Below are 22,475 nucleotides of genomic sequence, written 5' to 3'. Positions count from 1 at the left end.
AATGATTCGCTTTGAACATGTCAGCAAGGCTTATCTCGGTGGGAGACAGGCGCTGCAGGGCGTTACGTTTCATATGCAGCCGGGTGAGATGGCGTTTCTGACCGGCCATTCCGGCGCAGGGAAAAGTACCCTCCTGAAGCTGATCTGTGGGATTGAGCGGCCCAGTGCCGGGAAAATCTGGTTTAGCGGCCATGACATCACGCGTCTGAAAAACCGTGAAGTTCCGTTTTTGCGCCGCCAGATCGGCATGATTTTCCAGGATCACCATCTGCTGATGGACCGTACAGTCTACGATAACGTGGCGATCCCGTTGATTATCGCCGGTGCCAGCGGTGACGATATTCGTCGCCGTGTGTCTGCGGCGCTGGATAAAGTCGGGCTACTGGACAAAGCGAAAAACTTTCCGATACAGCTTTCTGGCGGTGAACAGCAGCGCGTTGGTATTGCCCGCGCGGTAGTGAACAAACCTGCGGTACTGCTGGCGGACGAACCGACCGGTAACCTGGATGATGCGCTGTCAGAAGGGATTTTACGTCTGTTTGAAGAGTTTAATCGCGTTGGGGTAACAGTATTGATGGCAACACACGACATCAACCTGATTTCACGACGTTCCTATCGCATGCTCACCCTGAGCGATGGTCACTTGCATGGAGGCGTGGGCCATGAATAAGCGCGATGCAATCAATCATATCCGGCAGTTTGGCGGGCGTCTTGATCGCTTCCGTAAATCGGCAGGCGGCTCTGGCGACGGTGGTCGTAACGCACCGAAACGTGCGAAGTCCTCGCCAAAACCGGCAAATCGCAAAACCAACGTTTTCAACGAACAGGTGCGCTATGCGTTCCACGGCGCTTTGCAGGATTTAAAAAGCAAACCGTTTGCCACGTTTTTAACCGTGATGGTCATCGCCATCTCCCTGACGCTGCCAAGCGTTTGTTATATGGTGTACAAAAACGTCAACCATGCGGCGACGCAATATTATCCGTCACCGCAAATCACCGTTTATCTGCAAAAAACGCTGGACGATGATGCCGCTGCGGGCGTAGTCGCACAGTTGCAGGCTGAACAGGGTGTGGAGAAAGTGAACTATCTTTCTCGTGAAGACGCGCTGGGCGAGTTCCGTAACTGGTCTGGTTTTGGCGGCGCGCTGGATATGCTGGAGGAAAACCCGCTTCCGGCTGTGGCGGTGGTGATCCCAAAACTCGATTTTCAGGGGACGGAGTCACTGAATACACTGCGCGACCGTATCACCCAGATTAACGGTATTGATGAAGTGCGAATGGACGATAGCTGGTTTGCCCGTCTGACCGCGCTGACGGGGCTGGTTGGGCGTGTTTCGGCTATGATTGGTGTGCTGATGGTGGCGGCAGTGTTCCTCGTCATCGGCAACAGTGTGCGTCTGAGCATTTTTGCCCGCCGTGACTCCATCAACGTGCAGAAACTGATTGGTGCAACGGATGGTTTCATCCTCCGTCCGTTCCTGTATGGTGGCGCACTGCTGGGATTTTCTGGCGCATTGCTGTCATTAATTTTGTCAGAAATTTTGGTACTGCGTTTGTCATCGGCGGTTGCGGAAGTGGCACAGGTTTTCGGAACGAAGTTTGATATCAATGGCTTATCGTTCGATGAATGTCTGCTTTTGCTGCTGGTGTGTTCGATGATTGGCTGGGTGGCAGCGTGGCTTGCCACGGTACAACATTTACGCCATTTTACGCCGGAATAATAAAAGCGTGCTATACTCTTTCCCTGCAATGGGTTCCGTAGCAGGGAAAGACATCCCGTTGTCTCTTCCCGGTATTTCATCTCTATGTCACATTTTGTGCGTAATTTATTCACAGCGTTGCATTGAACTTGTGGATAAAATCACGGTCTGATAAAACAGTGAATGATAACCTCATTGCTCTTAAGCTCTGGCACAGTTGTTGCTACCACTGAGGCGCCAGAAGATATCGATTGAGAGGATTTGAATGACTGACAAAATGCAAAGTTTAGCTTTAGCCCCTGTTGGCAACCTGGATTCCTACATCCGGGCAGCTAACGCGTGGCCGATGTTGTCGGCTGACGAGGAGCGGGCGCTGGCTGAAAAGCTGCATTACCATGGCGATCTGGAAGCAGCTAAAACGCTGATCCTGTCTCACCTGCGGTTTGTTGTTCATATTGCTCGTAATTATGCGGGCTATGGCCTGCCACAGGCGGATTTGATTCAGGAAGGTAACATCGGCCTGATGAAAGCAGTGCGCCGTTTTAACCCGGAAGTGGGTGTGCGCCTGGTATCCTTCGCCGTTCACTGGATCAAAGCAGAGATCCACGAATACGTTTTGCGTAACTGGCGTATCGTCAAAGTTGCGACCACCAAAGCGCAGCGCAAACTGTTCTTTAACCTGCGTAAAACCAAGCAGCGTTTGGGCTGGTTTAACCAGGATGAAGTCGAAATGGTGGCTCGCGAACTGGGCGTAACCAGCAAAGACGTACGTGAGATGGAATCGCGTATGGCGGCACAGGACATGACTTTTGACATGTCTTCCGACGACGATTCCGACAGCCAGCCGATGGCTCCGGTGCTCTATCTGCAGGATAAATCATCTAACTTTGCTGACGGCATTGAAGATGATAACTGGGAAGAGCAGGCGGCAAACCGTCTGACAGACGCGATGCAAGGTCTTGACGAACGTAGCCAGGACATCATTCGCGCGCGCTGGCTGGACGAAGACAACAAATCTACGTTGCAGGAACTGGCCGACCGTTACGGTGTTTCCGCTGAACGTGTGCGTCAGCTGGAAAAGAACGCGATGAAAAAACTTCGCGCTGCTATTGAAGCGTAATTTCCGCTGTTAAGCAGAGAACCCTGGATGAGAGTCCGGGGTTTTTGTTTTTTAGGCCTGTGCAATAATCAATTTTCCCCTCCGACAAAACGCCAATCCCCACGCAGATTGTTAATAAACTGTCAAAATAGCTATTCCAATATCATAAAAATCGGGTATGTTTTAGCAGAGTATGCTGCTAAAGCACGGGTAGCCATGCATAAAACGAAATAAAGTGCTGAACAACAACATCACAACACACGTAATAACCAGAAGAATGGGGATTCTCAGGATGAATATAAAGGGTAAGGCGTTACTGGCAGGATGTATCGCGCTGGCATTCAGCAATATGGCTCTGGCAGAAGATATTAAAGTCGCGGTCGTGGGCGCGATGTCCGGTCCGGTAGCCCAGTACGGTGACCAGGAGTTTACTGGCGCAGAGCAGGCGGTTGCAGATATCAACGCTAAAGGCGGTATCAAAGGCAACAAACTGCAAATCGTGAAATATGACGATGCCTGTGACCCGAAACAGGCAGTCGCGGTGGCGAACAAAGTTGTTAACGACGGCATTAAATATGTCATTGGTCACCTCTGTTCATCATCAACGCAGCCTGCGTCTGATATCTATGAAGACGAAGGCATTTTAATGATCACCCCAGCGGCAACCGCGCCAGAACTGACCGCGCGCGGCTATAAGTTGATTATGCGCACCACCGGCCTGGACTCCGATCAGGGACCAACGGCGGCGAAATATATTCTTGAGAAAGTGAAACCGCAGCGTATTGCTATCGTCCACGACAAACAACAGTACGGTGAAGGTCTGGCGCGTGCGGTGCAGGACGGCCTGAAGAAAGGCAATGCTAACGTGGTGTTCTTTGATGGCATCACCGCCGGGGAAAAAGATTTCTCTACCCTGGTGGCACGCCTGAAGAAAGAGAATATCGACTTCGTATACTACGGCGGTTATCACCCGGAAATGGGGCAGATCCTGCGTCAGGCGCGCGCGGCAGGGCTGAAAACTCAGTTTATGGGGCCGGAAGGTGTGGCTAACGTCTCGCTGTCTAATATTGCGGGCGAGTCAGCGGAAGGACTGTTGGTGACCAAGCCGAAGAACTACGATCAGGTTCCGGCGAACAAACCGATTGTTGATGCCATCAAAGCGAAAAAACAGGACCCAAGCGGCGCGTTCGTCTGGACCACCTACGCAGCGCTGCAATCTTTACAGGCGGGCCTGAATCAGTCTGACGATCCGGCTGAGATCGCCAAATACCTGAAAGCGAACTCGGTTGATACGGTGATGGGACCGCTGACCTGGGATGAGAAAGGCGATCTGAAAGGCTTTGAGTTCGGCGTATTTGACTGGCACGCCAACGGCACGGCGACCGATGCGAAGTAATTGTTAGATAAATGAAAATGCCCGATGCGCTTAACGTCCATCGGGTTTTTTTGTGTTTGTCGAAATGATTGTAGAAAGATTAAACAATCCAGGGTATGCTTATCGTACGGTGATATTCCGTACATATTTATAAGTAGCAGGAGAGTTTACATGTCTGCTGTTAAAAAGCAGCGTATCGATCTGCGTTTAACTGACGATGATAAAAGTATGATTGAGGAAGCGGCTGCAATATCTAATCAGTCCGTCAGCCAATTTATGTTGAACAGCGCTTCGCAGCGGGCTGCGGAAGTGATTGAACAGCATCGGCGGATGATTCTCAATGAGGAATCCTGGACACGGGTGATGGATGCGCTGAGTAATCCACCGTCGCCAGGTGAAAAGCTAAAACGTGCGGCAAAACGTCTTCAGGGAATGTAATAATTTATGGATGATCTGACGATAGAGATTCTGACCGATGATGCAGATTATGATCTACAGCGATTCGACTGCGGCGAGGAAGCCTTAAATCTCTTTCTGACGACACATCTGGTTCGTCAACATCGCAATAAAATTCTGCGAGCGTATATCCTTTGTCGCAACACTCCAGAACGTCAGGTCCTGGGATATTACACATTATCCGGCAGTTGTTTTGAACGAGCCGCACTGCCCTCGAAATCGAAACAGAAAAAAATCCCCTACAAAAATATTCCCAGCGTCACTCTTGGGCGCCTGGCAATTGATCGTTCATTACAGGGGCAGGGATGGGGAGCAACACTGGTTGCTCATGCCATGAAAGTCGTCTGGTCAGCCTCTTTAGCGGTAGGTATTCACGGTCTTTTTGTCGAGGCGCTGAATGAAAAAGCCCATACGTTTTATCAGTCGCTGGGCTTTATCCCGTTGGTCGGAGAAAACGAAAATGCGTTATTTTTCCCAACCAAATCCATAGAACTGCTTTTTACACAGAGCGATTAACGCTTCTCCCAGCCGCCCTGCTGTGCCGTAAACCCCAGTGTCTGCATAAACGCCGTCATCACGCCGCGATCTTCCACGCCTGCATCCGCCATCCACCAGCATGAAACGCCGGGATTATCACGTAACACTTCTTCCAGCAGATATTGCCCCACACCGCGACGCCGGGTGACTTCCCGCACGCGTAAGGAATCCAGTGTTCCCTGAGTGCCGCTTAAGGTTACTCGCACGGCAGCGAGCAGGCGCTCATTAAAACGCGCGGCGTAGATACGGTGACTATCGTCAACCTGTAAAGAGGAAGGGGAGTACTCCGGCCAGATCTTTTGCAGGTCAATCCGGTCCTGGTCGCTAAAGTTTTCTAATCGAATGATGGTCAGCTTCATGGGGAACCCGTACAAATCACAAAAGTGGAACCAGTGTAACGAAATAATTTAATCGGAGGCTTTCTCTTTTTTATTTCTTTTGGCAGGTGATTAATTTTTTTTCAGCAATAATTACAAAGTTAAAACATTAGAGAATGAAAATTGCCCAGCATAATCCCCTGAATGGTAGTGAATTATTCCGCCCTTTATGCCGTTATTTTATGCTGACAACGACGCTTTTTTCTGTTTATCTATCAACATATTCAGAATATTATCTGTTCTTAATCGACTGAAAAATAGGGATTTTAATCGCTATTATCACAATATACTGCGCTAAACCCTTAATCAGACAGGTAAAAACAGTGCAGTATAAAAAAAGAACAGTCTGATTTTTGAATACATAAAAACAAAGCAACACAACATTACGAGTGGGGATTTTTGAATATGAAACGGAATGCGAAAACTATCATCGCAGGGATGATTGCACTGGCAATTTCACACACCGCTTTAGCCGACGATATTAAAGTTGCCGTTGTCGGCGCGATGTCCGGCCCGATTGCCCAGTGGGGCGATATGGAATTTAATGGCGCACGTCAGGCGATTAAAGACATTAATGCCAAAGGGGGAATTAAGGGCGATAAGCTGGTTGGCGTGGAATATGACGACGCCTGCGACCCGAAACAAGCCGTTGCGGTCGCCAACAAAATCGTTAATGACGGCATTAAATACGTTATTGGCCATCTGTGTTCCTCTTCTACCCAACCTGCGTCGGATATCTACGAAGACGAAGGTATTCTGATGATCTCGCCGGGGGCGACCAACCCGGAGCTGACCCAGCGCGGTTATCAACACATCATGCGTACTGCCGGGCTGGACTCTTCCCAGGGGCCAACGGCGGCAAAATACATTCTTGAGACGGTGAAGCCTCAGCGCATCGCCATCATTCACGACAAACAACAGTATGGCGAAGGGCTGGCGCGTTCGGTGCAGGACGGGCTGAAAGCGGCTAACGCTAACGTCGTCTTCTTCGACGGCATTACCGCTGGCGAGAAGGATTTCTCCGCGCTGATCGCCCGCCTGAAAAAAGAAAACATCGACTTCGTTTACTACGGCGGTTACTACCCGGAAATGGGGCAGATGCTGCGCCAGGCGCGTTCCGTTGGCCTGAAAACCCAGTTTATGGGGCCGGAAGGCGTGGGTAACGCGTCGCTGTCGAACATTGCCGGTGATGCCGCCGAAGGCATGTTGGTCACCATGCCAAAACGCTATGACCAGGATCCGGCAAATCAGGGCATCGTTGATGCACTGAAAGCGGACAAGAAAGATCCGTCCGGGCCTTATGTCTGGATCACCTACGCGGCGGTGCAATCTCTGGCAACTGCCCTTGAGCGTACCGGCAGCGATGAGCCGCTGACACTGGTGAAAGATTTAAAAGCTAACGGTGCAAACACCGTGATTGGGCCGCTGAACTGGGATGAAAAAGGCGATCTGAAGGGATTTGATTTTGGTGTCTTCCAGTGGCATGCCGACGGTTCATCCACGGCAGCCAAGTGAAAATCCCTCTGCCCGTGAAAAGCGGGCAGGTTTAGAAAGGTTACCTTATGTCTGAGCAGTTTTTGTATTTCTTGCAGCAGATGTTTAACGGCGTCACGCTGGGCAGTACTTACGCGCTGATAGCCATCGGCTACACCATGGTTTACGGCATTATCGGCATGATCAACTTCGCCCACGGCGAGGTTTACATGATCGGCAGCTACGTCTCATTTATGATCATCGCCGCGCTGATGATGATGGGCATTGATACCGGCTGGCTGCTGGTGGCGGCGGGATTCGTCGGCGCGATAGTCATTGCCAGCGCTTACGGCTGGAGTATCGAACGGGTGGCCTATCGCCCGGTGCGTAACTCTAAACGCCTGATTGCCCTCATTTCTGCAATCGGTATGTCCATCTTCCTACAAAACTACGTCAGCCTGACCGAAGGTTCGCGCGATGTGGCGCTGCCCAGCCTGTTTAACGGTCAGTGGGTGGTGGGTCATAGCGAAAACTTCTCTGCGTCTATTACCACCATGCAGGCGGTGATCTGGATTGTTACCTTCCTCGCCATGCTGGCGCTGACGATTTTCATTCGCTATTCCCGTATGGGGCGCGCCTGTCGTGCCTGCGCGGAAGATCTGAAAATGGCGAGCCTGCTTGGCATCAATACCGACCGGGTAATTGCGCTGACCTTTGTGATTGGCGCGGCGATGGCGGCGGTGGCGGGTGTGCTGCTCGGCCAGTTTTACGGCGTGATTAACCCTTACATCGGCTTTATGGCCGGGATGAAAGCCTTTACCGCTGCGGTGCTCGGTGGGATTGGCAGCATTCCGGGAGCGATGATTGGCGGCCTGATTCTGGGGATTGCGGAGGCGCTCTCTTCTGCCTATCTGAGTACGGAATATAAAGATGTGGTCTCATTCGCCCTGCTGATTCTGGTGCTGCTGGTGATGCCGACCGGTATTCTGGGTCGCCCGGAGGTAGAGAAAGTATGAAACCGATGCATATTGCAATGGCGCTGCTCTCTGCCGCGATGTTCTTTGTCCTGGCGGGCGTCTTTATGGGCGTGCAACTGGAGCTGGATGGCACCAAACTGGTGGTCGATAGCGCTTCAGACGTCCGTTGGGAATGGGTGTTTATCGGCACGGCGGTGGTCTTTTTCTTCCAGCTTTTGCGACCGGCTTTCCAGAAAGGGCTAAAAAGCGTTTCCGGGCCGAAGTTTATTCTGCCCGCGATTGATGGCTCCACGGTGAAGCAGAAACTGTTCCTCGTGGCGCTGCTGGTGCTTGCGGTGGCATGGCCGTTTATGGTCTCACGCGGGACGGTGGATATCGCCACCCTGACCATGATCTACATTATTCTCGGCCTCGGGCTGAACGTGGTAGTAGGGCTTTCCGGCCTGCTGGTGCTGGGGTACGGCGGCTTTTACGCCATCGGCGCTTACACCTTTGCGCTGCTCAATCACTATTACGGTCTGGGCTTCTGGACCTGTCTGCCCATTGCCGGGTTAATGGCGGCGGCGGCGGGCTTCCTGCTCGGCTTCCCGGTGTTGCGTCTGCGCGGTGACTATCTGGCGATAGTTACCCTCGGTTTCGGCGAAATTGTGCGTATATTGCTGCTCAATAACACCGAAATTACCGGCGGTCCGAACGGAATCAGCCAGATCCCCAAACCGACCTTTTTCGGCCTTGAGTTCAGCCGTACCGCCCGTGAAGGAGGCTGGGATACCTTCAGTAATTTCTTTGGCCTGAAATACGATCCGTCCGATCGCGTCATCTTCCTCTACCTGGTAGCGTTGCTTTTGGTGGTGTTTTCTTTATTCGTCATCAACCGTTTACTGCGGATGCCGCTGGGCCGCGCGTGGGAAGCGTTGCGGGAAGACGAGATAGCCTGCCGTTCGCTGGGCTTAAGCCCGCGTCGTATCAAGCTGACTGCCTTTACCATCAGCGCCGCATTTGCGGGGTTTGCCGGAACGCTGTTTGCTGCGCGTCAGGGCTTTGTCAGCCCGGAATCCTTCACTTTTGCCGAATCAGCCTTTGTACTGGCGATAGTGGTGCTTGGCGGTATGGGGTCGCAGTTCGCGGTGATTCTGGCGGCAATTTTGCTGGTGGTGTCGCGCGAATTGATGCGTGATTTCAATGAATACAGCATGTTAATGCTCGGTGGCTTGATGGTGCTGATGATGATCTGGCGTCCGCAGGGCTTGCTGCCCATGACGCGCCCGCAGCTGAAGTTGAAGAACGGCGCAGCGAAAGGAGAGCAGGCATGAGTCAGCCATTATTATCTGTAAACGGCCTGATGATGCGCTTCGGCGGCCTGCTGGCGGTAAACAACGTCAATCTTGAACTGTACCCGCAGGAGATCGTCTCGTTAATCGGCCCTAATGGTGCCGGAAAAACCACGGTCTTTAACTGCCTGACCGGTTTCTACAAACCCACCGGCGGCACCATTTTACTGCGCGATCAGCATCTGGAAGGTTTGCCGGGTCAGCAAATTGCCCGCATGGGCGTGGTGCGCACCTTCCAACATGTGCGTTTGTTCCGTGAAATGACGGTGATTGAAAACCTGCTGGTGGCACAGCATCAGCAACTGAAAACCGGGCTGTTCTCCGGCCTGTTGAAAACGCCCTCTTTCCGTCGCGCCCAGAGTGAAGCCCTTGACCGCGCCGCGACCTGGCTTGAGCGTATTGGTTTGCTCGAACACGCCAACCGTCAGGCGAGCAACCTGGCCTACGGTGACCAGCGTCGTCTGGAGATCGCCCGCTGCATGGTGACGCAGCCGGAGATTTTAATGCTCGACGAACCGGCGGCGGGTCTTAACCCGAAAGAGACGAAAGAGCTGGATGAGCTGATTGCCGAGCTTCGTAATCATCACAACACCACTATCTTGTTGATTGAACACGATATGAAGCTGGTGATGGGGATTTCAGACAGAATCTACGTGGTCAATCAGGGGACGCCGCTGGCAAACGGCACGCCGGAGCAAATCCGTAATAACCCGGATGTGATCCGTGCCTATTTAGGTGAGGCATAAGATGGAAAAAGTCATGTTGTCCTTTGACAAAGTCAGCGCCCACTACGGCAAAATCCAGGCGCTGCATGAGGTGAGCCTGCATATCAATCAGGGCGAGATTGTCACTCTCATTGGCGCGAACGGTGCAGGGAAAACCACCTTGCTCGGCACGTTATGTGGCGACCCGCGCGCCACCAGCGGGCGAATTGTGTTTGATGATAAAGACATTACCGACTGGCAGACGGCGAAAATCATGCGCGAAGCGGTGGCGATTGTCCCGGAAGGACGTCGCGTCTTCTCGCGGATGACGGTGGAAGAGAACCTGGCGATGGGCGGCTTCTTTGCCGAACGTGACCAGTTCCAGGAGCGCATAAAGTGGGTCTATGAACTGTTTCCGCGTCTGCATGAGCGCCGTGTTCAGCGGGCGGGCACCATGTCCGGTGGTGAACAGCAGATGCTGGCGATTGGTCGTGCGCTGATGAGCAATCCGCGTTTGCTACTGCTTGATGAGCCATCGCTCGGTCTTGCGCCAATCATCATTCAGCAGATCTTCGACACCATCGAACAACTGCGCGAGCAGGGGATGACCATTTTCCTCGTCGAGCAGAACGCCAACCAGGCGCTGAAGCTGGCAGATCGCGGTTACGTGCTGGAAAACGGCCATGTAGTGCTCTCTGATACCGGCGATGCACTACTGGCGAACGAAGCGGTGAGAAGTGCGTATTTAGGCGGGTAAATTGTCATCAGCCCGGTGGCATAAAGATCACCGGGCCAATGAAAAAACGGCGCTTGAGTTGGATTCAGTGACGGCCAGGAGTATGGTTTAATCCCGATAATGGAATATTAGCTGGCTCATAATGGATTTCTTAACGGTCGTTTTAAAGCTATTTTGCTGTGCGGTTGTTTTGCGATGGAGTTCTTCAGACGAAAACGATAAATCGTGTAGCACGCTGATCGTCTATTTTAGTGCCTGGATGTATGCTGGCTGGGTTGGTATATCATTCGAGCCTTTGCGAGGGTTTGGGTTGTTTATTTTCCCTTTTGTTGCCTTATGGTTAGCCGACAAAAAAATAAACTTACTCATTGGTGCAAGCGTACTGGTGGTGGGATATGCCATCGTTTTTATTCGCTCTTACTCCGGGGGATAGCCGTTAAATCCGGTAGCGGGCAATCAATGTACTTCGTCCGTATACAGACTTGTTTCAACTGACCAGGAGGATTAAAACCAGACCACTTATTTGCCACGGAAAGGTTTTCTCACATGCATTATGCCGTTGTCGTCATGCTTGAACTGCTTTGCTGTATTCACGCTTATCGCTCCGGACAAGAGCGATACTGGATTTTTATCATCTTCTGTTTTCCGGTGATTGGCTGCGTGGCGTATTTCGTCATGGTGATGCTGCCTGAAACGGGCGCTGACCGTCATGGGCGTACTTTGCTGATGCGCCTGCAGGACAAAATCAACCCGGAACGCCACCTGCACAAATTAACCGAAGAGCTGGCGATTGCCGAGACTAATCAAAATCACTACCAGCTTGCCAACGAACTGGCGCGCCTCGGGCGTTACCATGAAGCCGTTCCCCATTATCAGCAGGCGTTAAGCGGGATATTCGTCCATGAAGCGGCAATGATGTTAAGCCTGGCGCAGGCGCAGTTTGCCATTCAGGAGTTCGCCGCCTGCCAGCAGACGCTGGAAGATGTGATGCGTTATAACCCCGATTTTCAGTCGGCTGATGGGCATTTGTTATTTGCCAGAACCTTAGCCGCCCAGGAAAAATATGCGGATGCACAAAGCGAGTTTGAAGTGTTGGTTTCTTATTACCCCGGCCCGCAGGCGCGTATTTACTATGCGGAAATGCTGGCAAAAATTAATCGGCTGCGTGAAGCCAATGAGCAGTATGTTGCCGTGGTTGATACGGCTAAACGCTCAAGACCGCATTATCGTAAGCACCACCGGGAATGGATTAAGACCGCCAATGAACGGCTGAAGCAGAGTGTTGTTCAGTAAGTGCTGCGCCAGATAACTTCTGGCGCATTAATTTTTCCCAACGTAGCATTATCCGTGTCCCATCTCCCATTTTCCCTCACCCGCACCGTCACTGCCTTGTCATCTTTCTGACACCTTACTATCTTACAAATGTAACAAAAAAGTTATTTTTCTGTAATTCGAGCATGTCATGTTACCCCGCGAGCATAAAACGCGTGAATTCGCGCATTCGGTACAACAAGAGAGATAAACGATGAAACCGTTACATTATACAGCTTCAGCACTGGCGCTCGGACTGGCGTTAATGGGGAATGCACAGGCAGTGACGACCATTCCGTTCTGGCATTCTATGGAAGGGGAACTGGGTAAAGAGGTTGATTCTCTGGCTCAACGTTTTAACGCCGAAAACCCGGATTACAAAATCGTACCGACCTATAAAGGCAACTACGAACAGAATTTAAGTGCGGGGATCGCCGCATTTCGTACCGGTAACGCTCCGGCTATTTTGCAGGTTTATGAAGTTGGCACCGCCACCATGATGGCGTCGAAAGCCATTAAACCGGTATATGACGTGTTTAAAGAGGCGGGGATTAACTTCGACGAATCGCAGTTTGTGCCGACGGTTTCAGGTTACTACTCCGACAGCAAAACCGGACACTTACTCTCCCAGCCGTTCAACAGCTCGACTCCCGTTCTCTATTACAACAAAGACGCCTTCAAGAAAGCGGGGTTAGACCCGGAACAGCCGCCGAAAACCTGGCAGGATCTGGCTGACTATGCCGCAAAACTGAAAGCCTCCGGCATGAAGTGCGGCTACGCCAGCGGCTGGCAGGGCTGGATCCAACTGGAAAACTTTAGCGCCTGGAACGGTCTGCCGTTTGCCAGCAAAAACAACGGTTTTGACGGCACAGACGCAGTGCTTGAGTTCAACAAGCCGGAGCAGGTGAAACACATCGCTATGCTCGAAGAGATGAACAAGAAGGGCGATTTCAGCTACGTCGGGCGTAAGGATGAATCCACCGAGAAGTTCTATAACGGTGATTGCGCGATGACGACCGCCTCTTCCGGTTCTCTTGCCAATATTCGCGAATACGCCAAATTTAACTACGGTGTTGGCATGATGCCTTACGACGCGGACGCGAAAGATGCGCCGCAAAACGCCATTATCGGCGGGGCCAGCCTGTGGGTGATGCAAGGCAAAGATAAAGAAACTTACACCGGCGTGGCGAAGTTTCTCGACTTCCTCGCGAAGCCAGAAAACGCTGCCGAGTGGCATCAGAAAACCGGTTATCTGCCAATCACCAAAGCGGCTTATGACCTGACCCGTGAGCAGGGCTTTTATGAGAAAAACCCAGGGGCGGATACCGCGACGCGTCAGATGCTGAACAAGCCGCCGTTGCCGTTCACCAAGGGGCTGCGTCTGGGCAACATGCCGCAGATCCGCGTGATTGTGGATGAAGAGCTGGAGAGCGTGTGGACCGGTAAGAAGACACCGCAGCAGGCGCTGGATACCGCCGTTGAGCGTGGGAATCAGTTACTGCGCCGCTTTGAGAAATCGACGAAGTCTTAACCAGTGAAATGTCGGATGCGCTTCGCTTATCCAACCTGGCATCGCGTGTAGGCCGGATAAGCGAAGCGCATCCGGCACAGTTCAGGAATTAACCGTAATGTCATCATCCCGTCCGGTGTTCCGCTCGCGCTGGCTGCCTTATTTGCTGGTCGCGCCGCAGCTCATCATCACCGTTATCTTTTTTATCTGGCCTGCGGGCGAAGCGTTGTGGTACTCGCTACAAAGCGTCGATCCGTTTGGTTTCTCCAGCCAGTTCGTCGGTCTGGATAACTTTGTCACGTTGTTTCATGACAGCTACTATCTCGACTCCTTCTGGACGACGATAAAATTCAGCACCTTTGTCACCGTCAGCGGTTTGCTGGTGTCGCTGTTCTTTGCGGCGCTGGTGGAGTACATCGTGCGCGGCAGCCGTTTCTATCAAACCTTAATGCTGCTGCCTTACGCCGTGGCTCCCGCCGTTGCCGCCGTATTGTGGATCTTCCTGTTTAACCCTGGTCGCGGGTTGATCACTCATTTTCTCGCCGAGTTCGGCTACGACTGGAACCATGCGCAAAACAGCGGCCAGGCGATGTTCCTGGTGGTGTTTGCCTCGGTGTGGAAGCAAATCAGCTACAACTTTCTGTTTTTCTATGCCGCGCTGCAATCCATTCCCCGTTCGTTGATTGAAGCTGCAGCCATTGATGGCGCAGGGCCGATTCGCCGCTTCTTTAAGATTGCGCTGCCGCTTATCGCCCCGGTGAGCTTCTTCCTGCTGGTGGTGAACCTGGTGTACGCCTTCTTTGACACCTTCCCGGTGATCGACGCCGCCACATCAGGCGGGCCAGTACAGGCCACCACGACGCTGATTTATAAGATCTACCGCGAAGGCTTTACCGGACTGGATCTGGCTTCGTCTGCCGCGCAGTCGGTGGTGTTGATGTTCCTCGTCATTGTGCTGACGGTGGTGCAGTTCCGCTATGTTGAAAGCAAGGTGCGTTACCAATGATTGAGAACCGTCCGTGGCTGACGATATTCAGCCATACCATGCTAATCCTCGGGATCGCGGTGATCCTCTTCCCGCTGTACGTGGCGTTTGTCGCGGCGACGCTGGATAAACAAGAAGTCTATGCTGTACCGATGACGCTTATTCCCGGCACGCATCTGCTGGAAAACATCCACAACATCTGGGTAAACGGGGTAGGCACGAATAGCGCGCCGTTCTGGCGGATGTTGCTCAATAGCTTCGTGATGGCGTTCAGCATTACGCTCGGCAAAATTACCGTCTCGATGCTCTCGGCTTTCGCCATCGTCTGGTTTCGTTTTCCGCTGCGTAACCTCTTCTTCTGGATGATTTTTATCACCCTGATGCTGCCGGTTGAAGTGCGTATCTTCCCGACGGTAGAAGTCATCGCCAACCTGAAAATGCTCGACAGCTACGCCGGTTTAACGCTGCCGTTAATGGCCTCGGCTACCGCTACCTTCCTGTTCCGCCAGTTCTTTATGACGCTGCCGGATGAACTGGTGGAAGCCGCGCGGATCGACGGTGCGTCGCCAATGCGCTTCTTTTGCGACATTGTCTTTCCGTTGTCCAAAACCAATCTGGCGGCGCTGTTTGTGATCACCTTTATTTACGGCTGGAACCAGTATTTGTGGCCGTTGTTGATTATTACCGACGTTGATCTCGGCACCACCGTGGCAGGGATTAAAGGGATGATCGCCACAGGCGAAGGTACAACGGAATGGAACTCGGTGATGGCCGCGATGTTGTTAACGCTTATCCCTCCAGTTGTGATTGTTTTAGTGATGCAGCGTGCCTTTGTGCGCGGCCTGGTCGATAGTGAGAAATAAGATGGCAGGACTGAAATTACAGGCAGTAACCAAAAGCTGGGATGGCAAAACCCAGGTCATTAAACCGCTGACCCTTGATGTGGCGGATGGCGAATTTATCGTGATGGTTGGGCCGTCTGGCTGCGGGAAATCGACGCTGCTGCGCATGGTTGCCGGGCTGGAGCGAGTGACTGAAGGCGATATCTGGATCGATGGTCAGCGCGTTACCGAAATGGAACCGAAAGATCGCGGGATTGCGATGGTGTTCCAGAACTACGCGCTCTATCCGCACATGAGCGTCGAAGAAAACATGGCGTGGGGGCTGAAAATTCGCGGCATGGGTAAGCAGCAAATAGCCGAGCGCGTCAAAGAGGCGGCACGTATTCTTGAACTGGACGGGCTGCTTAAGCGCCGACCGCGCGAACTTTCTGGCGGTCAGCGTCAGCGTGTGGCGATGGGCCGCGCGATTGTGCGCGATCCGGCGGTGTTCTTGTTTGATGAGCCGCTCTCTAACCTCGATGCCAAGCTGCGTGTGCAGATGCGCCTTGAGCTGCAACAGTTACACCGTCGCCTGAAAACGACTTCACTCTACGTTACTCACGATCAGGTTGAGGCAATGACCCTCGCCCAGCGGGTAATGGTGATGAACGGCGGTGTTGCCGAACAGATTGGCACACCGGTGGAAGTGTACGAAAAGCCCGCCAGCCTGTTTGTAGCGAGTTTTATCGGTAGCCCGGCGATGAACCTGCTGACAGGCCGCGTGAATAACGAAGGCACGTATTTCGAACTGGACGGGGGTATCGCGCTGCCGCTAAACGGTAGCTACCGTCAGTACGCCGGACGTAAAATGACCCTCGGTATTCGCCCGGAACATATTGCGTTAAGCTCACAGACAGAAGGCGGTGTGCCGCTGGTGATGGACACGCTGGAGATCCTCGGCGCAGATAACCTGGCGCACGGACGCTGGGGCGAACAGAAGCTGGTGGTAAGACTGGCGCATCAGGAACGCCCGACGGCAGGCAGTACACTGTGGCTGCATCTGCCGGAAAATCAGCTGCATCTTTTTGATGGTGAAACAGGACAACGAATATGAGTAACTGGCCTTATCCCCGCATCGTCGCCCATCGTGGCGGCGGTAAACTGGCCCCGGAAAACACTCTGGCGGCAATCGACGTGGGGGCAAAATACGGTCATAAGATGATCGAATTTGACGCAAAGTTATCGAAAGATGGCGAGATCTTCTTGCTTCATGACGATAATCTCGAACGCACCAGCAACGGCTGGGGCGTCGCTGGCGAACTGAACTGGCAGGATTTGCTGCGCGTGGATGCGGGCAGTTGGTACAGCAAAGCGTTCAAAGGTGAGCCGCTGCCATTGCTTTCGCAGGTGGCGGAACGCTGTCGCGAACACGGGATGATGGCGAATATCGAAATCAAACCCACCACTGGCACCGGGCCGTTGACGGGCAAAATGGTGGCGCTGGCGGCACGCGAGCTTTGGGCTGGTATGACGCCGCCGCTGCTGTCATCGTTTGAGATTGATGCTTTAGAGGCCGCACAATTGGCAGCGCCGGAACTGCCGCGCGGTTTGTTGCTTGATGAGTGGCGCGACGACTGGCGCGAACTGACGACGCGGCTGGGCTGCGTCTCTATTCATCTCAATCATAAGTTGCTTGATAAAGCGCGAGTGATGCAGTTGAAAGACGCCGGATTACGGATTCTGGTGTATACCGTCAACAGACCCCAGCGCGCGGCAGAGCTGTTACGCTGGGGCGTGGATTGCATCTGTACTGATGTGATTGATGTGATTGGTCCGAACTTTACGGCCCAATAGTTTTCAACGGAATGTCAGGCTGCGACGTGCTGGGCGGATTCAGCATGTCGCCGTTTCTCCTCTCTTGCAGCATATGCTGCTGATTTAGCGAGCTATCCGGATTATGGTTGCTGTTTAACATCCCGCCGTTGGTGTTGGGTAGCATTTGCTGCCGGGCGGGATTTAGCTCCCCCGGCTGCGACTGCAATACCCGCTGGGAGTTGCTATTAATCTGATTTTCTAAATGCTGCTGCTGCAACTGAGTCTGTGTTTTCAGTTGCTGGTTTAGCATCCCTTTTTGCTGGATTTGCTGCGTTTGCATTTGAGTTTGCATCCGCTGCTGGCTGGGGATCTGATATCCCGGCTGGTTGGGGTTATTCAGAGTATTAATGGGCTGTGCAAAGCCGACAAACGGCAGGAGTGCCGTCAAAAGCAGAAGTCGTTTCATCGCGTATCCTCCTCTGAAGATATCCTTTAAGTTTACTCTGTTCCCGGCGAAACGATGATTATTTCAGAGTTATACACCAGGCTTAAGTGGGGAAGGCCCCTCACATAACTGGAGAATAACGATGATAAAACCGACGTTTTTACGCCGGGCGGCGATTGCTACTTTGCTTTCAGGATGCTGTTTTAGTGCTGCCGCCGCGCCACCTGCGCCGCCGCCCGTTTCGTATGGCGTGGAGGAAGATGTCTTCCATCCGGTGCGCGCGACGCAGGGGATGGTGGCTTCTGTGGACGCCACTGCCACTCAGGTGGGGGTAGATATCCTTAAGCAAGGCGGGAATGCCGTTGATGCCGCCGTTGCGGTAGGGTACGCGCTGGCGGTAACGCATCCGCAGGCGGGGAATCTGGGCGGCGGCGGTTTTATGCTGATCCGTTCTAAAAATGGTAACACCACTGCTATCGACTTTCGCGAAATGGCGCCAGCCAAAGCGACCCGCGATATGTTCCTCGATGACCAGGGCAACCCGGACAGCAAAAAATCACTCACTTCGCATCTGGCTTCCGGCACACCGGGTACGGTAGCGGGCTTCTCGTTGGCGCTGGATAAATACGGCACCATGCCGTTGAATAAAGTGGTGCAACCGGCGTTTAAACTGGCACGCGATGGTTTTATTGTTAACGACGCGTTGGCAGACGATCTCAAAACCTACGGCAGTGAAGTGCTGCCTAATCACGAAAACAGCAAAGCTATCTTCTGGAAAGAGGGCGAGCCGCTGAAAAAGGGCGACAAACTGGTGCAGGCGAATCTGGCAAAGAGCCTGGAGATGATTGCTGAAAACGGCCCGGACGAATTCTACAAAGGCACGATTGCGGAACAGATCGCTCAGGAGATGCAGAAAAACGGTGGTTTGGTAAGCAAAGAAGATTTAGCCGCGTATAAAGCGGTAGAACGCACACCGATTAGCGGCGATTATCGCGGGTATCAGGTTTACTCCATGCCACCGCCATCTTCCGGCGGGATCCATATCGTGCAGATCCTCAATATTCTGGAAAACTTCGATATGCAGAAGTACGGTTTTGGCAGCGCCGATGCGATGCAAATCATGGCAGAAGCTGAGAAACACGCCTACGCCGACCGCTCGGAGTATCTTGGCGACCCGGATTTTGTCAAAGTCCCGTGGCAGGCGCTAACCAATAAAGCCTATGCCAAATCTATTGCCGATCAAATAGATATCAATAAAGCGAAGCCATCCAGCGAAATCCGCCCAGGCAAACTTGCACCTTATGAGAGTAATCAAACTACCCATTATTCGGTGGTAGATAAAGACGGTAACGCGGTGGCGGTGACCTATACGCTGAACACCACCTTCGGTACGGGCATTGTTGCGGGCGAGAGCGGTATTTTGCTTAATAATCAGATGGATGATTTCTCCGCCAAACCGGGCGTACCGAACGTTTATGGGCTGGTGGGCGGTGATGCCAACGCCGTCGGGCCGAATAAACGTCCGCTGTCGTCAATGTCGCCAACGATTGTGGTGAAAGATGGTAAAACCTGGCTGGTGACTGGCAGCCCTGGTGGGAGCCGGATTATCACCACCGTGCTGCAAATGGTGGTGAACAGCATCGATTATGGAATGAACGTTGCCGAAGCGACCAATGCGCCGCGTTTCCATCATCAGTGGTTACCGGACGAACTGCGTGTCGAAAAAGGATTTAGCCCGGATACGCTCAAACTGCTGGAAGCAAAAGGTCAGAAAGTGGCGCTAAAAGAGGCGATGGGCAGTACGCAAAGCATTATGGTTGGACCGGACGGCGAGTTGTACGGCGCATCCGACCCGCGCTCGGTGGATGATTTAACAGCGGGGTATTAATATTTCCCTTATTTTTCAGCCCTCTCTCGGTGGGAGAGGGCTGAAATGAGAGCGTTCGACCGAAAATTCTTTATTTCACCCGCGCCATATAATACGCATCGACATATTCACCGTTTCGTAATGCGTACTTCTTACCAGTCCCTTCAATTTCAAAGCCGAATTTTTTATAGACCTTAATCGCCGGGGCGTTATCGACAAACACAGTTAGCTCAATGCGATCTACCCGCAGCCAGTTATCACACATCTCAATCATCTCTCGCATCAGGGCGCTGGCGACACCGCGATTCTTCCAACGGAAGTCGACGCAGATACCAAAATCGGCAACATGACTGCGGCGAGGGCGTTGCTGTACGTCAATGGTGAGATGACCCACGACGGTTCCATCAATACAGGCGACTAACTGTTTGATACCAGGAAGATCGGCGAGTCGCTCCTGCCACATATGATCGGAAGGATGAGGCACTTGTAGTGTGTTGTAATACACCTCCGGCTGGGCGTGAATTTGCCGAATGGCCTCGTAATCCCGTGTTTCAGCGTGGCGTATTACTATCTCACTCATTCCTCTGTCCTCTTTGGGGTAAATGTCCCTTTCAACATCATTGACTTTCAAATACGAGTCAAATGCATTTTTTTGCAAAAAGTGTTGGACAATTGCGAATGAGAATGATTATTATTGTCTCGCAATCAGGAAGACCCTCGCGGAGAACCTGAAAGCACGACATTGCTCACATTGCTTCCAGTATTACTTAGCCAGCCGGGTGCTGGCTTTTTTTTTTTGCTTGTCATTTTGTCCACGGGGAATGTTCCTCGTGTTGAGACAAATGCAAAATCGCCAGATGCGTTACGCTTATCAGACCTACAAATAGTCCTGAACCGTAGGCCGGATAAGGCGTTCACGCCGCATCCGGCATGAATAAAACGCACTTTGCCAACAATCTGACCTACTGAAGCACAGGCATAGGAACCGTGTCCGCTTTGCGCTAAGGTGTAACTAACCACCTTAAAAAGGACGAAATCATGGTCATCAACTGCGCCTTTATTGGCTTCGGCAAAAGCACCACCCGTTACCATCTGCCGTATGTACTTAACCGCAAGGATAGCTGGCATGTCGCGCATATTTTTCGCCGCCATGCGAAGCCGGAAGAACAGGCCCCCATTTACTCCCATATCCATTTCACCAGCGATCTCGACGAAGTGCTAAACGATCCCGACGTTAAGCTGCTTGTCGTCTGCACCCACGCGGACAGCCACTTCGAGTACGCGAAACGCGCGCTGGAAGCCGGGAAAAATGTGCTGGTCGAAAAACCGTTCACCCCGACGCTTGCTCAGGCGAAAGAGCTGTTTGCGCTGGCGAAAAGTAAAGGGCTGACCGTTACGCCGTATCAGAATCGTCGCTTTGACTCCTGCTTCCTGACGGCAAAAAAAGCGATTGAAAGTGGCAAGCTGGGAGAGATTGTTGAAGTGGAAAGCCATTTTGACTATTACCGCCCGGTAGTAGAAGCCAAACCTGGACTGCCGCAGGATGGCGCGTTCTATGGTCTTGGCGTGCATACTCTGGACCAGATTATCTCGCTGTTTGGTCGTCCTGATCATGTGGCCTATGACATCCGCAGCCTGCGTAATAAAGCTAATCCTGACGACACCTCCGAAGCGCAGTTGTTTTATGGCGACCTTAAAGCGATCGTTAAAACCAGTCATTTGGTGAAAATCGATTATCCGAAATTTATCGTTCACGGTAAGAAAGGTACATTTATTAAATACGGCATCGACCAGCAGGAAACCAGCCTGAAGGCTAATATTATGCCGGGCGAACCGGGATTCGCGGCGGATGATTCAATCGGTGTGATGGAGTATGTCAATGACGAGGGCGTTACGGTCAGAGAAGAGATGAAGCCGGAGATGGGCGACTATGGCCGTGTATATGATGCGTTGTACCAAACCATCACCAACGGTGCGCCAAATTACGTCAAGGAATCTGAAGTTCTTACCAATCTGGAAATCCTTGAACGCGGTTTTGAGCAAGCCTCTCCCTCCACAGTGACTCTCGCGAAGTAAGTTTTATGGCCCCTCAAATAGTTCAATTTTTTTGAATAGAGGGGTCAATTTTCACCCTCTATCATCCCAGGCGGATCGGGTCCACACTAAGCCCATCGAAATCATTCAGGGGGCGAATACAAATGATCTACTTACGCAAAGCAAATGAACGCGGTCATGCTAATCATGGCTGGCTGGACTCCTGGCATACTTTCTCTTTTGCCAACTATTACGATCCGAACTTTATGGGCTTCTCCGCGCTGCGCGTGATTAACGACGACGTGATTGAAGCAGGGCAGGGCTTCGGCACTCACCCGCATAAAGATATGGAAATTTTGACCTACGTGCTGGAAGGTACTGTTGAGCACCAGGACAGCATGGGTAATAAAGAGCAGGTTCCGGCGGGCGAGTTCCAGATTATGAGTGCGGGTACGGGTATTCGTCACTCAGAGTACAACCCAAGCAGCACTGAGCGTCTGCATCTGTATCAGATCTGGATCATGCCAGAAGAAAACGGGATTACGCCGCGTTATGAACAGCGTCGATTCGATGCCGTGCAGGGCAAACAACTGGTGCTCTCGCCGGATGCGCGTGACGGTTCGCTGAAAGTGTATCAGGATATGGAACTGTACCGCTGGGCGCTGGTAAAAGATGAGCAGTCGATACATCAGATTTCCGCTGAACGCCGCGTCTGGATCCAGGTAGTGAAAGGCAATGTCACGATTAACGGTGTCAAAGCTTCTACCAGCGATGGTCTGGCGATTTGGGATGAGCAGGCGATTTCCATCCATGCTGATAGCGACAGTGAAATTCTGTTGTTCGATTTACCGCCAGTCTAAATTTATCTCACAACCTTCCTGAGGAATCAGGAAGGTTGTGATGCGTCCGTGGTAAACTAAAG

General features: G+C 52.3%; 23 protein-coding genes. 20 read left to right on the top strand and 3 right to left on the bottom strand.

Going from position 1 to position 22,475, the window contains the following annotated elements; genetic code table 11:
* Nucleotide 1: 1 nt before the first annotated feature.
* From ftsE to ataT, 6 genes are all read left to right on the top strand, one after another.
* Entirely contained in the window at nucleotides 2-670 is a 669-nt protein-coding gene (gene ftsE / locus A9180_RS07945) for a cell division ATP-binding protein FtsE (RefSeq protein ID WP_000617723.1), read from the top strand.
* Complete coding sequence (ftsX, locus tag A9180_RS07940; protein ID WP_064527696.1) at nucleotides 663-1,721, top strand: permease-like cell division protein FtsX; 1,059 nt, start codon at nucleotides 663-665, stop codon at nucleotides 1,719-1,721. The genes ftsE and ftsX overlap by 8 nt, the downstream gene beginning before the upstream one ends.
* Before the next feature lie 244 nt (nucleotides 1,722-1,965).
* Entirely contained in the window at nucleotides 1,966-2,820 is an 855-nt protein-coding gene (gene rpoH / locus A9180_RS07935; RefSeq protein ID WP_000130220.1) for an RNA polymerase sigma factor RpoH, read from the top strand.
* Nucleotides 2,821-3,091: 271 nt separating this feature from the next.
* Nucleotides 3,092-4,195 (top strand): branched chain amino acid ABC transporter substrate-binding protein LivJ, encoded by a 1,104-nt coding sequence (gene livJ / locus A9180_RS07930; RefSeq protein ID WP_074399485.1) that lies wholly within the window; start codon nucleotides 3,092-3,094, stop codon nucleotides 4,193-4,195.
* 150 nt (nucleotides 4,196-4,345) lie between these two features.
* Entirely contained in the window at nucleotides 4,346-4,612 is a 267-nt protein-coding gene (gene ataR / locus A9180_RS07925; RefSeq protein ID WP_001277106.1) for a type II toxin-antitoxin system antitoxin AtaR, read from the top strand.
* A 6-nt stretch (nucleotides 4,613-4,618) separates the two neighbouring features.
* Nucleotides 4,619-5,146 carry a type II toxin-antitoxin system toxin acetyltransferase AtaT gene (gene ataT / locus A9180_RS07920; RefSeq protein WP_000342453.1) on the top strand — a complete coding sequence of 176 codons (528 nt, stop codon included), beginning with the start codon at nucleotides 4,619-4,621 and terminating at the stop codon, nucleotides 5,144-5,146.
* Here ataT and panM read toward each other — a convergent pair.
* Nucleotides 5,143-5,526, bottom strand: a complete 384-nt coding sequence (gene panM / locus A9180_RS07915; RefSeq protein ID WP_064527691.1) for an aspartate 1-decarboxylase autocleavage activator PanM — start codon at nucleotides 5,524-5,526, stop codon at nucleotides 5,143-5,145. The two genes, ataT and panM, sit on opposite strands and share 4 nt — an antisense overlap.
* A gap of 423 nt (nucleotides 5,527-5,949) precedes the next feature.
* Here panM and livK point away from each other — a divergent pair, with 423 nt between their 5' ends.
* From livK to ugpQ, 11 genes are all read left to right on the top strand, one after another.
* On the top strand, nucleotides 5,950-7,059 hold the full coding sequence (livK, locus tag A9180_RS07910; protein WP_064527689.1) for a high-affinity branched-chain amino acid ABC transporter substrate-binding protein LivK: 1,110 nt from the start codon (nucleotides 5,950-5,952) through the stop codon (nucleotides 7,057-7,059).
* 47 nt (nucleotides 7,060-7,106) lie between these two features.
* Complete coding sequence (gene livH / locus A9180_RS07905; RefSeq protein ID WP_001295111.1) at nucleotides 7,107-8,033, top strand: high-affinity branched-chain amino acid ABC transporter permease LivH; 927 nt, start codon at nucleotides 7,107-7,109, stop codon at nucleotides 8,031-8,033.
* Nucleotides 8,030-9,307 carry a branched chain amino acid ABC transporter permease LivM gene (livM, locus tag A9180_RS07900; protein ID WP_064527687.1) on the top strand — a complete coding sequence of 426 codons (1,278 nt, stop codon included), beginning with the start codon at nucleotides 8,030-8,032 and terminating at the stop codon, nucleotides 9,305-9,307. Before livH ends, livM begins: the two co-directional genes overlap by 4 nt.
* On the top strand, nucleotides 9,304-10,071 hold the full coding sequence (livG, locus tag A9180_RS07895) for a high-affinity branched-chain amino acid ABC transporter ATP-binding protein LivG (RefSeq protein WP_000082101.1): 768 nt from the start codon (nucleotides 9,304-9,306) through the stop codon (nucleotides 10,069-10,071). The genes livM and livG overlap by 4 nt, the downstream gene beginning before the upstream one ends.
* Before the next feature lies 1 nt (nucleotide 10,072).
* Nucleotides 10,073-10,786 carry a high-affinity branched-chain amino acid ABC transporter ATP-binding protein LivF gene (livF, locus tag A9180_RS07890; RefSeq protein ID WP_000416895.1) on the top strand — a complete coding sequence of 238 codons (714 nt, stop codon included), beginning with the start codon at nucleotides 10,073-10,075 and terminating at the stop codon, nucleotides 10,784-10,786.
* Nucleotides 10,787-11,311: 525 nt separating this feature from the next.
* On the top strand, nucleotides 11,312-12,058 hold the full coding sequence (locus tag A9180_RS07880) for a tetratricopeptide repeat protein (RefSeq protein WP_064527683.1): 747 nt from the start codon (nucleotides 11,312-11,314) through the stop codon (nucleotides 12,056-12,058).
* Nucleotides 12,059-12,290: 232 nt separating this feature from the next.
* On the top strand, nucleotides 12,291-13,607 hold the full coding sequence (gene ugpB, locus A9180_RS07875; protein WP_064527682.1) for a sn-glycerol-3-phosphate ABC transporter substrate-binding protein UgpB: 1,317 nt from the start codon (nucleotides 12,291-12,293) through the stop codon (nucleotides 13,605-13,607).
* 97 nt (nucleotides 13,608-13,704) lie between these two features.
* Nucleotides 13,705-14,592 (top strand): sn-glycerol-3-phosphate ABC transporter permease UgpA, encoded by an 888-nt coding sequence (gene ugpA, locus A9180_RS07870; RefSeq protein WP_000099289.1) that lies wholly within the window; start codon nucleotides 13,705-13,707, stop codon nucleotides 14,590-14,592.
* Entirely contained in the window at nucleotides 14,589-15,434 is an 846-nt protein-coding gene (gene ugpE / locus A9180_RS07865; protein ID WP_064527680.1) for a sn-glycerol-3-phosphate ABC transporter permease UgpE, read from the top strand. The genes ugpA and ugpE overlap by 4 nt, the downstream gene beginning before the upstream one ends.
* A gap of 1 nt (nucleotide 15,435) precedes the next feature.
* Entirely contained in the window at nucleotides 15,436-16,506 is a 1,071-nt protein-coding gene (gene ugpC, locus A9180_RS07860) for a sn-glycerol 3-phosphate ABC transporter ATP binding protein UgpC (protein ID WP_064527678.1), read from the top strand.
* The gene (gene ugpQ / locus A9180_RS07855) at nucleotides 16,503-17,246 is read left to right on the top strand and encodes a glycerophosphodiester phosphodiesterase (protein WP_064527675.1); all 744 of its coding nucleotides are present in this window, start codon (nucleotides 16,503-16,505) and stop codon (nucleotides 17,244-17,246) included. Before ugpC ends, ugpQ begins: the two co-directional genes overlap by 4 nt.
* Here the strand turns inward: ugpQ and A9180_RS07850 are convergent.
* Nucleotides 17,233-17,673, bottom strand: a complete 441-nt coding sequence (locus A9180_RS07850; RefSeq protein ID WP_064527674.1) for a DUF2756 family protein — start codon at nucleotides 17,671-17,673, stop codon at nucleotides 17,233-17,235. The genes ugpQ and A9180_RS07850 overlap by 14 nt on opposite strands.
* A 121-nt stretch (nucleotides 17,674-17,794) precedes the next feature.
* Here A9180_RS07850 and ggt point away from each other — a divergent pair, with 121 nt between their 5' ends.
* Nucleotides 17,795-19,540: a gamma-glutamyltransferase gene (ggt, locus tag A9180_RS07845; protein ID WP_064527672.1), complete on the top strand. Its 1,746-nt coding sequence runs from the start codon at nucleotides 17,795-17,797 to the stop codon at nucleotides 19,538-19,540.
* Between the two features lie 70 nt (nucleotides 19,541-19,610).
* Here ggt and yhhY read toward each other — a convergent pair whose 3' ends face one another.
* Nucleotides 19,611-20,099, bottom strand: coding sequence for an N-acetyltransferase (yhhY, locus tag A9180_RS07840; RefSeq protein WP_064527671.1), 489 nt, complete (start codon nucleotides 20,097-20,099; stop codon nucleotides 19,611-19,613).
* A gap of 458 nt (nucleotides 20,100-20,557) precedes the next feature.
* Between yhhY and A9180_RS07830 the strand changes: the two genes are divergently transcribed.
* Together A9180_RS07830 and yhhW are read left to right on the top strand one after the other, a co-directional pair.
* Nucleotides 20,558-21,595, top strand: a complete 1,038-nt coding sequence (locus tag A9180_RS07830; RefSeq protein ID WP_064527669.1) for an oxidoreductase — start codon at nucleotides 20,558-20,560, stop codon at nucleotides 21,593-21,595.
* Between the two features lie 122 nt (nucleotides 21,596-21,717).
* Nucleotides 21,718-22,413: a quercetin 2,3-dioxygenase gene (gene yhhW / locus A9180_RS07825; RefSeq protein ID WP_064527667.1), complete on the top strand. Its 696-nt coding sequence runs from the start codon at nucleotides 21,718-21,720 to the stop codon at nucleotides 22,411-22,413.
* Nucleotides 22,414-22,475: the final 62 nt, after the last annotated feature.

The organism is Escherichia sp. B1147 (genome assembly GCF_001660175.1).
Taxonomy (GTDB): domain Bacteria; phylum Pseudomonadota; class Gammaproteobacteria; order Enterobacterales; family Enterobacteriaceae; genus Escherichia; species Escherichia whittamii.
Note: the sequence above shows the minus strand (reverse complement) of the source record. Positions and strands in the feature narration are given on the sequence as shown.